Here is a 14,653-nt window from a genome sequence, read left to right on the forward strand (position 1 = left end):
CAAAGGCTCGATGAAGCAATTTCGACACGCATTTTAAGACTACTTTTGCTGAAACGTTGCTGCTGCCTGTGTGCACTGCAACGCATTTCTGACAAAGAATTACGCATCGCTCTGACCCTTCTATTTCGCAGCTGTTCGGGGTGCCAATCAAAAAACGAGGAGATTTCGAACGCAGAAAGCCAGGCTAAAAAACGCCCTCAAAGAAAGACAGAAAAACGTTGGAATTTTTTCTGAGAGCACCACTCTGTTGCCTATGAGCGTAAGGAGGGACTCATGAGCCTAACGGATATTTTCGTCATCGAGTACAAGCTTCACGGGCAGCCAAAGTCATTCGTCATTCGCGCCAAAACAATGCGCAATACAGACGCATGGCATTGGGCAAGCTGCGATGCAGGCCTAGCCCCAATTCCTAAACCTGGTAAACCTCCGTTGAAGGTCGTGTCAAAACCTCAGGCAGAGCGGTACGGTGTCACAGATGTGAAATGGCGCGAGACAGCTGCCCTGAATTGGACGGATGCATAGACAAAGATATTTTACGTAGCGATATCCCTGCGAGTTTTAGTGCAGAAGAGGAGCAGTCAGATGCTGAAGCAGATGCCCGCGATGAACAAACCGACATTCTTGCGAGCCAAGTGGGCATCGACGTGCGACAGCTAATCAGCACCTTTCGCGCAAAGGTTTTCCGCCAAACCCGTCATGGGCTTTGCCATCATAGTCAGACAATCGGCTATGCCCAGGCGCCCCCTTCTTCGATTTTCGAGATGAAGCTTTTGCGCCTTCTGCCAATGCTTCGACTTGGTCGGCAGCGGTAACGCCGAACTGGCCAAATTGCGCACCTGCTTTCTATCTCAGACAGCCGAGCGCCTCAGGGATGTCCTACTGCAGCTGTTGAAAATCCTGAAGCGTCCCATCATGGTGGCGCGAATGTCAGGCAATCGGCACCTTCATGAGAAAAGTGGTGCCTTGCTCCAAATCAGAAATAACGTCGATGGATCCTTTATGTGAGGAGACGATTTCTGAAGCCATAAAAAGGCCTAAAGGAAGAGTCGCGATATTAGTAGCTTACCCATGAACTTCAAATGGGGACTGAGCCCCAGCCTTTCTCATTGATGTACATGATTGACGCATCGCCGGTTTTCACAGCTATTTTGATGTTCTTGATCAATAAGTCAGAGCAGCCTTGAGCCGGTAGCGCTGAAAGCCTGTGCACGCCCATAGTAAGTCCAAAATTGGCTACCTCCCCCGCTTCAAAATCGGCAGCGGGCGTCCCATCTATAAAAAAATGGATCGTGCACTGGCCATCATCTGATTCGTCACGCACCACGACCAGATGGGCATCTGATCGATTGGTGAAACCGTAAAGCCTCGACGTTGGAACCAGGTCGGCTTGATCTGGAGAATAATGTGACAACTGAACGCATCCTGAAATCGCAGCAACTGCAGCAAGGAAAATGATAGATTTCATCCCTTCCCCCAAAAGTTCTTGCACCAGAATGTGGAAATGTTAGAGGCCTAACGTCAAGGATCTAAGCCTCTTTTCAAGCACATCCTCGAAATGCGCTAAAAGCAAATCACATCGATCTTGGGTGAGGCCTGACCAACAAGAAATTCCCAATATGAAACCCTCGGCCTTCGCTCCATTTTTCACAGCAAGAATCATCGATCCAGCATTTTCAATATCATGGATTATCCTCTCTGCTCGACGCCTTATCTCCTTAGGCAGATCGCCTGTATGGTCGCTCATGGCTTACCTCCCGCCTCCTCCAATAATGCATTTCGCTGGCAGCCGGAGCATCACGGCCATATGCATTAACGGACAGAAATGACCGGTTGTAGTTTCGATTTTTTGGAGTACAGGAGAGTCGTTGGGGGCCCATCAAAGCGGTCGGCAGACGCTGGGGCGCTCATCACACAACCGCGCTGGCTTAGACAGCTTCTTGGATTCTTAGCGTGGCAGCCCGTCAGGTGCGATTGCAACGTTGCTGGTTAGCAGACGAAAAATCCTAGAAAACTGCGCATGGCCGCCCTAATTGCTGGAGTTCAGAACCTGAATTGGCCTCGAGCCTGTAGGTTTGGGGAGTACATTGTTAATCGCTGCTACGGCGTTCGATACCACTTATGACGCACAGACCTATCTGTTCAAATCATACGACCAGTGCCGGCTGTGAGTCGCAAACCACAGGGCTTCTGGTAAAGTTTCGAGCTCACCGAACAAATGTGAAGTGCCTGCCGGTGCATGAGATCGGCCATCACGCCTGGGACATTTTGTGTAATACAGCTCGGGATGTCTCAGTCACCTAAATCAAAGCAACATTTCTACCAGCTATTCTTCGAAGTCGGAGGAGCTAACCTAGGCCCCCTCGCGTGTCGTTTGAATGCTGCTCCAGCTCAATGGCCTCAAGTAGATATTCCCGGAGCACACTCATCAGGCGAAACGAAGCGAAGCTAGCCTCCGCATCGGATTCTTCCTTAAAAGCTTCCGCCTGCTCGGGAGTTTTGCACCGGTATCGATATCCTTCACGGTCTGTTGCTTCGCCATAGAAAACATCGCCATCGGGACTGGTAAGCCTCACTACCCAGGTCATAACGGCTCCATCGAGCACATAGCGCCGGCCTCAATCATGTGGTGAAACACGTTTGGGGTGATCTTCTGCAGGTGTACTCAGAAATGCATCCCAGAGTGCATACGCATTACGCTGTCTATTGGCCGCCGCATCCCATTGATGCCCTGACACACATCTCGATGCAACCAGCGTCATCATTCCCATCGTAGCGGCGTCAAGCTCAATCAAAAGCTCGTGAGATTTGATCCTGAAATCTTCAATCGATGTCATTGCTTTTTCCTCCCTTGGAAATTGAGCCTATGAACTGATGTCTCATAGGAGGTTGAGTATGGCAATTCGAAAGTATTCAAGCGCCCTGACCGCCGGCAAATTACTCCAACGGAAATCTGTCACGGCTATTCGACGACGCTAGGGCATCAATTCATCGCCCTAGTACGAGGTGCGCGCAAATTTTCTTACGATTTCCGTTCGAAGAATATTGATAAACGCAGACGCGGATGCCTGTTCAGCTTTCGGGCAACCAGTAGATGCGCCCCAGGAAAGTTGCTTAGTCACGCCCCTAGCCGGTGACGGTGACTATGACAGCTGAGATTTGATCACGGAGTTCTGTGAGTGCCTTCCCTCAGATCGGAAACAAAGCCTTGAATGTTGTCCCAGCATCAATTGTAGAGGTAACGGAAACCGTGCCACCGTGTGCCTTTACGATTTCGCTTACGATGAAAAGCCCCAAACCTACGCTGCGGGTATCTTGAGGAAGATTGACTCCGCGAGTCATCGGGCTAAAAACAGTGGCAAGGAAGTCTGGAGAAATCGGTGTACCCCAGTTGTGCACCAACAACTCAAAGCCCAATTTCGTAATGGAGGATGTAACCGTCACGGGACGGTCTTCCGCACCGTAAGTGACTGCGTTAGAAATTAAGTTACCTGCCAATTGCGCAAGCCTATCGCCATCCGCGATACATAAACCATTGCCATGTGTTGAATGGACAAGCTCTCGTTTGGGATAAACGATTCTGAGTTGCTCGACGGTTCCCGCGATGAGCAGATGAAGATCGGTGGTCGCTTTCGTAATTCCGATACCACGCCCTATACGCGCCTGCGTGAAGTCCAACAAATCGTTGATGAGCCTGCGCGCTCTTAGCGCCGCGTCCTGAGCGTGACGAACAAATTTTTGCTGCTTCGGCGTTAATGCCTGGCGATCAAGCATTTCCATGGACATTGATATCACCGAAAGAGGGTTACGCAGGTCGTGACTTACGATCCCGATCATCTGCTCGGAAAAAAGGGCGCGATCTTCAGCCGCAGCTTGCTCACGTTTTACGTCGGTAATGTCATGAAGGATGCCAACAAACCGAACAAGCTTATTATCAGGATCGAATGCGGCGCGACCAGTCGACAGCACGGTACGCTGAACGCCGTCAATTCCGTTCAATCGATAGATGCAGCGATATTCCTGAGCTACCGACTCAAGAGCCGCCGAAAAGAGACCGGCTTCCCGGTGCTGGTCTTGGGGCTCAATGAAGGTTGAGTAAGCGGCTGCGGAAACAAACTGGCTAGATGAGTAACCAAGCAGGCGCGCGACGCTCTCATCGTAACGGCGCTCGCGTGTCACAGGGTCGACATCCCAGACATGCATCTGGGCAGACTCTAACGCAACCCGCAGCCTGGCATCGGCTACCGAAAGATCTCGCTGGAGCGCTAAGTGTGCTTCGAGTGAATCCTCTGCCTGCCGCTTGGAAATCAATACTTCTTGCTCGAACCGGTGCCTCTCGATCACCACAAATGCCGAAACCTCATCGAAAGTGCCACCCGAGTGCTCTCTTCTTCTCACGTTGACAATCATCGGCACTTTTTTTCCGTCAGACGTTGCAAACTCAAGCTTTACCTCGGAAATGGAACCTTGCATTTCCAATAAAGGTATCCAATGAGTTTGATGAAAAATTCGCCCCCCGATGGTAAGCAATTCTTGCAATTTACGATGGCCAATTAACTGGTCTTTCGGGTATCCAAGCCATTCGCAAAAAGTGGTGTTCACCCGGAGGATTACTCCGGCCTTACTCGTGACAATAAGGGCACAGGGAGCGTACTCATAAAGTGGATCAGCACCAGGAAGCGAGTCGGCATCAGCCTGCATCAGCAATTCGACTCTGAACGCTTTCAATAAAGCTTTGGATCGCATTAATGCAGAGATCAGGTGCACTGAGGTGTGGACAGTGGCCCATGTTTTCAATCACCTCAAGTCGATTATCTGGGATCACCTTATGGAGGTAGTGACCAACCTCTACAGGCGCGATGATGTCCTCGGACGACTGAATAATCAGCGCCGGCGCCTGCAACCTAGCGACATCACTACGATTGTCCGAAAGGAAGGTCACCCTCGCGAATCGCTTTGCAATGTCCGGATCTGTCTGACAGAAACTGTTAGTCAACTCGACGCCAAGGTGTGGTTGTCCAGGCGCGCCCATGATGGCGGGAGCCATGGAGCTCGACCAGCCAAGGTAATTGCTTTCCAGAGTATCCAAGAGAGAGTCGATGTCTTCCCGGCTGAATCCGCCAAAGTAATCCCCATCGTTGATGTAGGAGGGAGAAGGCCCAACCATCACATGCGCTCCGATAAGGCCCGGACGCGTATTGGCAGCGATTACTCCAGCCATAGCACTGACTGAATGCCCCACAAATATGACCGGCCCGCTGGCAAACTCATTGATGATTTCGACGATGTCCTGTGCGTATCCTTTCAAGGTTGAATATCTTGCAACCTCATAAGCCGAAAGGTCAGACTTACCACACCCTACAACGTCGAAAAGAATCGTTTGATAGCTTTCTGAAAAAGCAGGCTCAACCAGTCTCCACATATTTTGATCGCAACCAAAACCGTGCGCAAAAACCAAAGTGGCAGGGCCCGAACCTCGAACGCGAACGTTGTTGCGAATTTGTATAGACATGTTTGACCCTGCGTCGATGGGGATTGGATTCGTTGAAGCGGGTTTTGGCAGTCTACGTCGTGTGCCTCAACTGCAGCTGAGAGGGGGCTGCATAGCTCGCTCGCTACCTTGTGAAAGATATTATAGGTACGGGGCGGCCAACGAAGCATGAATAGGCATCAGACAAACAAGACGCCAATGAATTCATTCGAGCGGATGGTTAGCAGTGAGCCACCAGTATAACGCCTTGTGAGCTTGGGCTTATGTCCATGACTATGCCTGCTCATTGCACCAAGAGCTCACTGAAAGACGACGGTTCAGCTAGGCTTTCCTCATCGAAAGCTCAAGCCTCATCGAAAGCTCAAGGAAGATCCCCATGCCAGATAGCTCTGAAGCGAACATAGCAGCAGCAGACGCTCTCACACTGCTACTTCACAACCAACATGCAATCTGCGCGGCCATTGAAGAGGTAACCAACTGGCTCTCTGAAAGCGGAGCGGAACACATCGCCGCCAATGCAATCGCATCGATGGAAACGCTCGACAAGAATGCTCAAGGCATCACAGATGCCATCATGCGCCTACGTCAATCCTACGCTTAAACGTCAGCCTTTCAGTCATCTCGATGGAACGTTGCGCCAGACCCCATCCTCTATCGCAACACCAGCGTATCTGAGGACTTCATCATGATTGACCCAGCAACCGGTATGAAGGCAGGCGAGCGCTACATCGTAAAAAGTCTCGGACGCACACGACATTTCCCAGGCTTCTTCCTCGACGGGAAATATTACCTCTGCCCCGAATTGATGACGGCCATAGGTTGGCTGGAAGGACAGCAGTTTTATTACGATGAGCTTGATCCCACGGGTGAGCCAGTATTTCCCGATCGACTTGCCGGCACTGTCGAAGACCTCACCCTGATTCTCGCGGACGGTGCGCGTTTGCCGTTAAACGAAATGCAGTACGAAGCAGAGATCGATCTCTCTGACATTCCGATCAGTCTTACTCCACCGGCATCAGGAGAACGACATGCTCCGACAAGCGATCAACACGGAGCTGAGGGCATCCGGATGTCAGGTAAACATCCCTACCCAATACTCCTGGCGGCGGGCGCTGCGCTGATACTGGGAATACTGTTTGGGGTCAAACAAGCTAAACGCCTTCCTACCCGAAAGCTGAGGTAGTCGTCCTTCGTGAATTCTCTGCAGAAGCGCCCTTTGAAAGGTCGTAGAGAAGTAATGCATCCAGTGACCCCTGACGGTCGTTACTTCGTTGTCCAGGGACAGCTGTGGCGATGTTCCAATCCTGCCCTGAAAGACGATGAGCGGCAGAGTCTTGTAAACGAGCTTATGGCAGCTCGACGTGACGTTAAGAAAGCAAAGGCTTCGGGAGACGCCTCGCAGGTTAAGTTGGCTCGGGAAAACGTACTAAAAGCCAAGGTAGCCCTCGGGGAACGGGGCCCTGTTTGGTGGAACGATGGGAGGCAAGACTTCAATATGCACCAGGTCATCAATTCACCCTATGCTGAGTGGTTCAGCTCGCTTCTTGAATCTGATTAATTTCCGGTTCAAGGTCGATATCTAATTAACACAGTCGGCTAACAAAAAAGGCCCTCAAGGGCCTTTTTTGCAATCAATGCTGGAAGACCGACTCTTTCAACACAATCGCCTTCCACGCGTCCCCACCGCAAGAGCGGATTGCAAGAAGATATCGATTGCAATCGAAGTCATATGATACGCACTGCGCTCAATTTTTTTTGCAAGCAACTTTTCGACTAAATCTATGACTTCCAAGATTTTGAAAGGCTTGCGCAGGAATGAAGCGTAGCCAGAGCATCTTTCCGCCACAGTAGGCTCGGGCAAGGAACTCATCAGAATTATGGGAATTTTCTTTAGCTCTGGATGGTTGGACAGGGAGGCAATTAGCGCAGCCCCATCCATAACCGGCATCATAAAATCGGTGATCACCAGATCTGGACGCGTTTCACCCGCTTTTTCTAATGCTTGCCGTCCGTTAGCAGCAAGGATCGAACGATGGCCCTCATCCTCAAGTACGTCCTCAAGGAGGCTGGCAATACCAAACTCATCATCGACGATCAGGACGATAGCCATAATTAGTCCTTGCCTTTCGGTTGCAGCGCAGCCGAACTTGCAACTGTGATCCGCTCCGCTGTTGGGTCGACTTGTGACAGGATGGTTTCGGCAGTTTCGTATGTATCGTTAATGACCAGCCCGGAATTAGTGATGGTGTATTCGTGTAGCGACGGATTGAAATTGCTGTTTCTCACTTTCAAAATTGAGAGCAGCCGGTACAGACTGGATCGTACTTCGACGAAACGTAACAGCACCATATTCTCAGCGATGCTAGAGATATCATTGACAGGTATTCGAATAGCCGGGCCCAAGATGTCAGGCACTTCCAAAGAATAAACAGTCGTTACGCCTAGCACTCGCAGCTCATTAGCCAGCGCGGTGAAAAAATGATCCATTCTCGCTGGCTCAACTGCTGCCTTGGTAAAGCCTCCAAGCCCGTCTATGAACAGTCGACGAACTCCGCGTCGTCGGATGGCCGCCAGCAATCTTTCACCGTAGGCGTCAAGCAGGTCGTCGGTGGGAGGCTGCCACATGATTTCCACGGTGCCTGCGTCGATCATATTGGCTAAAGCTGTGCTCATCACCTCGACTTTGGCCCGAGTGCGCTCGGGGGTTTCATAAAACCCGAACATTAGGCCAGGCTCATCTTCTGATGACTCAGATAGGAAGTGCAGACCAATTGTTGTCTTTCCGGCTCCCGATGGCCCCATGACCATGGTCGTTGACGCAGCAGGAAGGCCTCCATCAAGCATTTCATCCAGCCTGGCGAGTCCGGTTGATGCTCTTTTGGTTATAAGTGCTTCCTTCTGAGAGGGGCGGCCAAGCAATGCCTCTATTCGGGGGTGCACGACAAAACCTGCATCCGTAATCTTGTATGCGTGACGTCCGCGCAGAAACGCGCCGCCACGAAATTTGGTCACTTGCAGGTCGCTCTCTGAGCGCCAACCGTAATTTTGATCTCTCAGCCTTATTAACCCATCCACCATTGTTTGCTCGGGTGATACCTCGCCCATACCAGCATTGTTCGTCATGATCATGGTGCAATCGGTTGCGAGCGCGATTTCCTGCAAGCTGTGAATAAACTCTTTGAATGCCTGATCAGATTCCGCAGTGGTTTGCGCCGAGACTATTCCGTCAATCACCAGCAACGAACATCTGCGGCGTAATATTTCACGGCGCAGGAGAGTGGTGAGCCCTTTGGTGCCATCCTCCCGCAGCGCGTTGAAGGCGCTGAGATAGGTCAATCCATCGGGAATGCGACTTTGATCGAAGAAGGAGAGTCCGCGCAGATTACTCATCATCCGAGCATGGTTCTCGGCGAGTAGGGTAACGAACAGTGCTCGACTACCTTCCACCTTGGAAATATGGTGGAAGCAGATCTGATTCGTAAGGATCGTCTTACCTGCTCCGGGGTCGCCTTGGACGATGTAAATTCCTCCCTGCATAAGACCACCATTTAAGATGGTATCGAGTCCCGAAATGCCCGTTGGCAATCTCTTAATTTCCGACTCTTTTGATAAGACAGGGGTGTTCATTTTGTGTCCTTCGCTAGTTGCAGAGGCATCGTAATAGTAAAAGCCGAACCCATGCCTGGTTCAGAGTACACCGTGATTGCGCCACCCATCGCCTCTGTCAGTTGACGCACAATCCACAACCCGACGCCAAAACCTGTCACCTGCTCCCCTGGTCGCACCGCTCTTTCAAAACGCTCGAAAATACGGCTCTGATCGGCAGGTGCAATACCTGGCCCGTTATCGCGGACGCAGATAACAGCAGTGTCGTTTTTAAAGTCTGCGGTCGAAGTGATCAAAATCGGAGTTCCACCTCCGTACTTGACGGCGTTGGAGATCAGGTTGTCGATGATCTGTTCCAGTGACAGGCGGTCACCAAGAATGGTCAATCCTTCCGGTTGGAGCTGAAGATCCAGAGTCGAACCCGCATGCTCAGCAAGAGGACGAACGCTTTCGGCTATCTCCCGGATGAGTGGGCAAACATTGACTAGGACTGGATCGAACTTGAGGTGCCCGGTAGTGACTCGCGCTATGTCGAGCAGCGTGGTCGCTCGCTGGATATACCGCGAAATAAGCCATTCAATGTGCCCAAGGCTTTTCTCAATCTTATCTGCTGAGCAGTCAGGTTTGCCAACCATGTGGCGCAGAAGGCTCACCCTTCCAAAGATAGGTGTCATCGGATTTCGAAGTTCGTGAGCAGCAATTGCAAGAAAAGCATCGCGAGACGAGATTGCCTCCCGCAGCCTGGCGTTTTCTTCCAGCAACTCCGCATTGCGGGTGCGAAGCTCATCAGGGCTTGGGCAATTGGGTGGCACGGAATTTTATTCCAATGTTCGATCATACCTGGCTCGGCTGCCGAGTTTCAGATAGTCACGTGTGTGGTACACGATATCACATTATCACCATAGCCGATCCTACTACCGGTATCGCGATCACGCCGCCCTTTTCTACAAAACCCGAGCTGCTGTATAGCTTTGTAGGTTGCTCAGCCACTGGTTAAATTCATTTTGCTGTCAGTTATTGAAGGGTGGGCATTTCAGGTTGTACATGCCTTTGGCGTCATAAGCTGGCCACCACAATGGCGATATGGGGTTTCAGCTACCGTCACTGCCTCCGAAGGTCATGAAATGGTGGGCATTGCCAGCGGTCGGGCTCGTTGCTACTCGGCGGCCCGGATGGTCATGAACATGAAGTCAGTCAAGCGACGTGCTGCTACTGTCTCCCGGCATTGGCCACTGCGTTTTAGAATCAAGCTGACACTTTCTGGCTGTCGTTGCTTTTCAACATTGAGCTCACCGCGTGCCATCCAATACTCTCGCGCCAAATTGATTGATACCCCTCAAATCCACTCGAACCATTCCTTGCAGCCATTCGTCCTATCTATACCAATATCCCCCGATAAGCTTTCCGGAGCCGCCAATGCTCATTCATCCAAAAGCCCATTTCAAACCATATAGACATGCAAGTGGTGGCTGGGGATCCGCGAACTCCGTGATGAAAATACTTTGGCGTGAGCAAGCTTTTTCCAAGGCTCCCAAAGCCCTTCTAAAGCAGAACAAGCCGGATGGTTTCGCCTGCGTCAGTTGTGCTTGGGCGAAGCCAGGACACCCACACGCATTGGAGTTTTGCGAGAACGGTGCCAAGGCAACTGCCTGGGAGCTGACATCGAAAAAACCGACCCTGCTTTTTTTGCCAACCACACCCTGAGTGAGCTTCGGCAATGGCAGGATTATGATCTGGAGCAACAAGGTCGGCTTACCCACCCAATGCGATACGACTCGACGAGTGATCGGTATCGGGAAACTACGTGGGAAGAAGCGTACCGCGATATTGGTGCGAAGCTAAAAACTATGGAGCCCGACAGTGTGGTGTTTTATGCCTCGGGCCGTGCCTCCCTGGAAACCTCGTTCATGTACCAGTTATTCGCCAGGGCTTATGGCACCAACAACCTGCCCGACAGCTCGAATATGTGCCACGAAAGCACGTCTGTGGGTTTGCAAGAAAGCATCGGTGTGCCGGTCGGTACAGTCACGCTGGATGATTTCAACCACACCGACTGCCTATTTTTCTTTGGCCAGAACGTCGGCAGCAATGCTCCGAGGATGCTTCATCAGTTGCAGGACGTGCGCAAACGTAACGTCCCCATTATCACCTTCAACCCGTTACGTGAACGAGGGTTAGAGCGCTTCGTTAACCCGCAGTCACCCACAGAGATGCTGACGCCAGAATCTACTGTCATCAGCACCCAGTATCACCAGGTCGCCATCGGTGGTGACACCGCAGCTATGATCGGCATTGCAAAGGCGTTGCTAGAACTTGACGATGACGCGCAACGAGATGGCGGCAATTCAATTCTCGATAACGACTTCATTGCCAAGCACACCGAAGGTTTCGAGGCTTTCGCGACCTCAGTTCGCACTCATCATTGGCAGCACATCGAACGTAAATCTGGTTTGACTCGCGGCGCACTTGAAGCGGCGGCTACCACTTATGCACGTAGCAAACGGGTGATGATGATTTACGGAATGGGCTTGACCCAGCATCGGCACGGCGTTGAGAACGTGCAGATGGTGGTAAATCTATTGCTGATGCGCGGAAACATTGGCAAGCCCGGTGCCGGTGTTTGCCCGGTAAGGGGCCACTCTAACGTCCAAGGTCAGCGCACCGTAGGCATTACTGAAGACCCTAAAAAAGTACCCACCGAGTTGATCGAGCAGCATTTCGGTTTCAAGGTGCCGCAGCAATTGGGACTGTGCACTGTCGACGCCTGTGAAGGCATTCTGGCCGGTGAAGTACGAGGCTTCATTGGCTTGGGTGGCAATTTTCTGCGAGCTATTCCCGACACGGCACGAATGGAACCCGCTTGGCAGACGTTGGAACTGAACGTGCAGATCGCAACCAAACTTAATCGCACTCACTTAATTCCAGCAAACAACGCCTGGCTTTTGCCGTGCCTGGGACGGATTGAAATCGATAGGCAGAATGGGACAGAGCAAACCTATACCACGGAGGACAGCACCGGCTGCATCCACGGATGGCGTGGCAATGCCGAACCGGTTGGCCCACACATAAAAGCAGAAACCAGCATCGTCGCTGGCTTGGCTCTGGCCACCCTTCCCGCTGGTCATTCAATCGATTGGCAGGCATGGTGCGACGACTACTCAAAGATCAGGACGGCCATCAGTACTATTTATCCGGCAATCTTCCATGACATGGAGTCCCGCATGGCGGAACCAGGTGGATTTCATCGGCCCATCGCTGCCGCCAGGCGGGAGTGGTCGACTAAAAGTGGCAAGGCTCAATTCATCACCCCGGTCACTCTCAACGAAGATGACGACACCACGCCCGAAGTCATGCCGCGCGATGTACTGCAACTGATGACGTTACGCAGCAACGACCAGTTCAACACCACCATTTACGGATACGAGGATCGCTTTCGCGGTATCAGCGGTACGCGTGAGGTGGTTTTCATGCACCTCAACGATATCGTTCGGCTGGGATTTGAAGTCGGAGAACGAGTGTTGATCACCACGGCTGTAGAACCTGAAGTGAAGCGTCAAGTAGGGCCATTCGAAATCGTTGCCTATGACATTCCAGAAGGTTGTGCCGCTGCTTACTATCCAGAATGTAATTCGCTCGTACCGCTCTGGCACCATGCCGAGCGCAGCAAGGTGCCAGCGGCTAAATCGGTGCCGGTGCGGATGAGTTCAGTACCACTCTACTGAGGAATTTGCGCGCAATGGTTGCCCATACATATGACGCTGGTCTGGTTTGTGGATACGGTCTAAAGAATCGGGACTGAATACAGTCGGATTTGCTGAAAATCTGAGCGGCCTGCCTCCATTCGTAGGTCACGCCACCCCGCCCAAATAATTATGCATTGCCGAGCCGTTCATCATCTAGACAGAGAAATTCCGCCTGGTCGTTTGCAAAGCACAAAGCGGCGAATTCAGTGCGCGGTTTTTCTGTATCCAGAGGATGCATGTTCGAACTGGTAGAAAATATGGACGGCCATCGGTATCTCTCACAGAAATTTCGAGATCCATTCCCACGACATTTGTAGTGACGACCAAGGGACGAAAGCGAGATGAACAGCAATGACCTTGTTTACGACTTCGGAAAAAGAGGTGGCGGCGTAGACGTAGTGGGAGCAACGCGCGGCGAACCGTTGCCCGGGCGCAAAAAGGTCTAAAGATCAGCGCCGTGAAGGTCTGTTATTAAGGGCGAGCCCCTAGCCAGGTTCAGCCACATCGAGTTGACGCGGCACGTGCGATTTTGCAAAGACTTACCGCACCCGACCCTTCAATTAATGTTCAAGCGCATAACGACGACAGTGCTCCAAGTAACCTCTCTCATGACTTCCGACCAACTGAACAACGCTCGACCAAAGCCAAGAAGGTGCATCGAGTGTCTTTGATCGGCAAGCTTGCAGGTCGCCAATCCAAGAAGACCGAGTAGCCATGTCCATCTGCCTTGCGTGAGCAATTCCAACCACTCTCGCCAGGTAACCGGCCGCAAGCATTGCATCTCGTTGGCTCAACTGATCCAGTTCCAGCTTCATGTCTTGAGGCAGCAGCTCGCGAATGAAAAATCCATGATCTAGCATACGTGTCGCCAGCATCCGATTTCCCAAGCCGGGCGAAAGAAAACGAGCGCCCTCGACGACTCGCTTACCATTATCTCTTGGCATTCCAGCTCTGGCTGCCCGTGGAGCTGCTGCACTGATTGCCTCTTTTATATCTAGCAGGCAAAATTCTTGATCGTTTTCATCACCCACTCCTAACAGCACTGCGTACCGCTTTAAGCCCAGCGAGCTGCAACCTTTTACCCAATACGCAGAGTCGAGCATTTCGACAGGGTCATCTTTCGACCGCCCTTTGAGTGAGGTAACCAGGGTATGGATTTCAGAGGTGGCGCAAAGTGCTTTTAGAGCATCACGCTCAGCTCGGGAAAGAGACCAAAAATGCTTACCCAAGGGAATGGTGGGACGAGTGTCCTCAATGCGCTCTTTTGCTAAGTGCTTCCACGTCCTTTGCACCGCGTTACGCATACCAGCTTTAACCTGAGCAGGTCTAGGTGGCTCTGTATCTACGTCGTCTACGAACGCTTGCTCATACCCACGCATCATTTCTTCAAGCATTCGAGCAGTCGCGACGCCAGGCAGATCAGACCCACGGGCTGCCGTTGCTAATGACAAAGCAAGCCTGACCAGGTCGTGTGCTGGATTGCCAATAACGGTCTGATCTAGATCGCGAATATGGATATCAATCCGGCCCTTCAAATCACCAGTCGGCCCAAGGTTTCCAGCGTGACAATCCCCACAAATCCAAACGGGCGGCCCACTAGGGAGACGCCTCCCCGACTGACTATGTAGCCATTCATAAAACTGAATAGTGCTCCCTCGCACATAGGCGTGAGCAGATCGAGCCATCTTCAAATTTCTAAGCTGAGCAAGTGGTTCAAGTCGTGCGGATGGACGCGGGGTTTTCATGAGAAATTCTTAGAGGGCTGAAACCTGTTGACTCCCGCGAACCCTCAAATGTTTCAAAATATTACAGCGCA

General features: G+C 51.7%; 14 protein-coding genes and 1 pseudogene. 6 read left to right on the forward strand and 9 right to left on the reverse strand.

Annotated elements, in window-relative coordinates; all coding sequences use genetic code 11:
- Nucleotides 1-273 precede the first annotated feature (273 nt).
- Both RHM58_RS25555 and RHM58_RS25560 read left to right on the forward strand, forming a co-directional pair.
- Nucleotides 274-522 carry a DUF6555 family protein gene (locus tag RHM58_RS25555; RefSeq protein ID WP_054052552.1) on the forward strand — a complete coding sequence of 83 codons (249 nt, stop codon included), beginning with the start codon at nucleotides 274-276 and terminating at the stop codon, nucleotides 520-522.
- Entirely contained in the window at nucleotides 483-812 is a 330-nt protein-coding gene (locus RHM58_RS25560) for a hypothetical protein (RefSeq protein WP_156339486.1), read from the forward strand. The genes RHM58_RS25555 and RHM58_RS25560 overlap by 40 nt, the downstream gene beginning before the upstream one ends.
- A 263-nt stretch (nucleotides 813-1,075) precedes the next feature.
- Here the strand turns inward: RHM58_RS25560 and RHM58_RS25565 are convergent, their stop codons facing one another.
- From RHM58_RS25565 to RHM58_RS25585, 5 genes are all read right to left on the reverse strand, one after another.
- The gene (locus RHM58_RS25565; RefSeq protein ID WP_322268541.1) at nucleotides 1,076-1,465 is read right to left on the reverse strand and encodes a hypothetical protein; all 390 of its coding nucleotides are present in this window, start codon (nucleotides 1,463-1,465) and stop codon (nucleotides 1,076-1,078) included.
- Nucleotides 1,466-2,345: 880 nt separating this feature from the next.
- Entirely contained in the window at nucleotides 2,346-2,585 is a 240-nt protein-coding gene (locus RHM58_RS25570) for a hypothetical protein (protein ID WP_322268543.1), read from the reverse strand.
- 30 nt (nucleotides 2,586-2,615) lie between these two features.
- On the reverse strand, nucleotides 2,616-2,834 hold the full coding sequence (locus RHM58_RS25575) for a hypothetical protein (RefSeq protein WP_082356742.1): 219 nt from the start codon (nucleotides 2,832-2,834) through the stop codon (nucleotides 2,616-2,618).
- A gap of 352 nt (nucleotides 2,835-3,186) precedes the next feature.
- Nucleotides 3,187-4,698: a PAS domain-containing sensor histidine kinase gene (locus tag RHM58_RS25580; protein ID WP_322268544.1), complete on the reverse strand. Its 1,512-nt coding sequence runs from the start codon at nucleotides 4,696-4,698 to the stop codon at nucleotides 3,187-3,189.
- Nucleotides 4,688-5,509 (reverse strand): alpha/beta fold hydrolase, encoded by an 822-nt coding sequence (locus RHM58_RS25585; RefSeq protein WP_322268545.1) that lies wholly within the window; start codon nucleotides 5,507-5,509, stop codon nucleotides 4,688-4,690. Before RHM58_RS25585 ends, RHM58_RS25580 begins: the two co-directional genes overlap by 11 nt.
- A 355-nt stretch (nucleotides 5,510-5,864) precedes the next feature.
- Between RHM58_RS25585 and RHM58_RS25590 the strand changes: the two genes are divergently transcribed.
- The 3 genes from RHM58_RS25590 (at nucleotide 5,865) to RHM58_RS25600 (ending at nucleotide 7,046) form a co-directional block, all read left to right on the forward strand.
- On the forward strand, nucleotides 5,865-6,089 hold the full coding sequence (locus RHM58_RS25590; protein ID WP_259495827.1) for a hypothetical protein: 225 nt from the start codon (nucleotides 5,865-5,867) through the stop codon (nucleotides 6,087-6,089).
- An 84-nt stretch (nucleotides 6,090-6,173) separates the two neighbouring features.
- Complete coding sequence (locus tag RHM58_RS25595; protein ID WP_322268546.1) at nucleotides 6,174-6,671, forward strand: short chain dehydrogenase; 498 nt, start codon at nucleotides 6,174-6,176, stop codon at nucleotides 6,669-6,671.
- Nucleotides 6,672-6,725: 54 nt separating this feature from the next.
- Nucleotides 6,726-7,046 (forward strand): hypothetical protein, encoded by a 321-nt coding sequence (locus tag RHM58_RS25600; protein WP_322270902.1) that lies wholly within the window; start codon nucleotides 6,726-6,728, stop codon nucleotides 7,044-7,046.
- A 96-nt stretch (nucleotides 7,047-7,142) separates the two neighbouring features.
- Here RHM58_RS25600 and RHM58_RS25605 read toward each other — a convergent pair whose 3' ends face one another.
- The 3 genes from RHM58_RS25605 to RHM58_RS25615 are packed head-to-tail and all read right to left on the reverse strand — an operon-like array spanning nucleotide 7,143 to nucleotide 9,855.
- Nucleotides 7,143-7,598: a response regulator gene (locus RHM58_RS25605; protein WP_082356740.1), complete on the reverse strand. Its 456-nt coding sequence runs from the start codon at nucleotides 7,596-7,598 to the stop codon at nucleotides 7,143-7,145.
- Nucleotides 7,599-7,600: 2 nt separating this feature from the next.
- Nucleotides 7,601-9,115, reverse strand: a complete 1,515-nt coding sequence (locus tag RHM58_RS25610) for an ATPase domain-containing protein (protein ID WP_322268548.1) — start codon at nucleotides 9,113-9,115, stop codon at nucleotides 7,601-7,603.
- Entirely contained in the window at nucleotides 9,112-9,855 is a 744-nt protein-coding gene (locus RHM58_RS25615) for a HAMP domain-containing sensor histidine kinase (RefSeq protein ID WP_322268549.1), read from the reverse strand. The genes RHM58_RS25610 and RHM58_RS25615 overlap by 4 nt, the downstream gene beginning before the upstream one ends.
- 655 nt (nucleotides 9,856-10,510) lie before the next feature.
- On the opposite strand from RHM58_RS25615, the pseudogene RHM58_RS25620 reads away from it, so the two are divergent.
- Nucleotides 10,511-12,816 (forward strand): annotated as a pseudogene (locus RHM58_RS25620) (FdhF/YdeP family oxidoreductase).
- Between the two features lie 581 nt (nucleotides 12,817-13,397).
- Here the strand turns inward: RHM58_RS25620 and RHM58_RS25625 are convergent.
- Nucleotides 13,398-14,582 (reverse strand): DUF2252 domain-containing protein, encoded by a 1,185-nt coding sequence (locus RHM58_RS25625; RefSeq protein ID WP_322268550.1) that lies wholly within the window; start codon nucleotides 14,580-14,582, stop codon nucleotides 13,398-13,400.
- Between the last annotated feature and the right edge of the window lie 71 nt (nucleotides 14,583-14,653).

Source organism: Pseudomonas sp. 10S4 (genome assembly GCF_034344865.1).
Taxonomy (GTDB): domain Bacteria; phylum Pseudomonadota; class Gammaproteobacteria; order Pseudomonadales; family Pseudomonadaceae; genus Aquipseudomonas.

Coding starts and splice junctions, on each gene's coding strand:
- RHM58_RS25605 (WP_082356740.1), bottom strand. CDS start 7,598: ATGGCTATCGTCCTGATCGTCGATGATGAGTTTGGTATTGCCAGCCTC.
- RHM58_RS25565 (WP_322268541.1), bottom strand. CDS start 1,465: ATGAAATCTATCATTTTCCTTGCTGCAGTTGCTGCGATTTCAGGATGC.
- RHM58_RS25595 (WP_322268546.1), top strand. CDS start 6,174: ATGATTGACCCAGCAACCGGTATGAAGGCAGGCGAGCGCTACATCGTA.
- RHM58_RS25625 (WP_322268550.1), bottom strand. CDS start 14,582: ATGAAAACCCCGCGTCCATCCGCACGACTTGAACCACTTGCTCAGCTT.
- RHM58_RS25585 (WP_322268545.1), bottom strand. CDS start 5,509: ATGTCTATACAAATTCGCAACAACGTTCGCGTTCGAGGTTCGGGCCCT.
- RHM58_RS25575 (WP_082356742.1), bottom strand. CDS start 2,834: ATGACATCGATTGAAGATTTCAGGATCAAATCTCACGAGCTTTTGATT.
- RHM58_RS25560 (WP_156339486.1), top strand. CDS start 483: ATGGCGCGAGACAGCTGCCCTGAATTGGACGGATGCATAGACAAAGAT.
- RHM58_RS25580 (WP_322268544.1), bottom strand. CDS start 4,698: ATGCAGGCTGATGCCGACTCGCTTCCTGGTGCTGATCCACTTTATGAG.
- RHM58_RS25610 (WP_322268548.1), bottom strand. CDS start 9,115: ATGAACACCCCTGTCTTATCAAAAGAGTCGGAAATTAAGAGATTGCCA.
- RHM58_RS25600 (WP_322270902.1), top strand. CDS start 6,726: ATGCATCCAGTGACCCCTGACGGTCGTTACTTCGTTGTCCAGGGACAG.
- RHM58_RS25590 (WP_259495827.1), top strand. CDS start 5,865: ATGCCAGATAGCTCTGAAGCGAACATAGCAGCAGCAGACGCTCTCACA.
- RHM58_RS25555 (WP_054052552.1), top strand. CDS start 274: ATGAGCCTAACGGATATTTTCGTCATCGAGTACAAGCTTCACGGGCAG.
- RHM58_RS25570 (WP_322268543.1), bottom strand. CDS start 2,585: ATGACCTGGGTAGTGAGGCTTACCAGTCCCGATGGCGATGTTTTCTAT.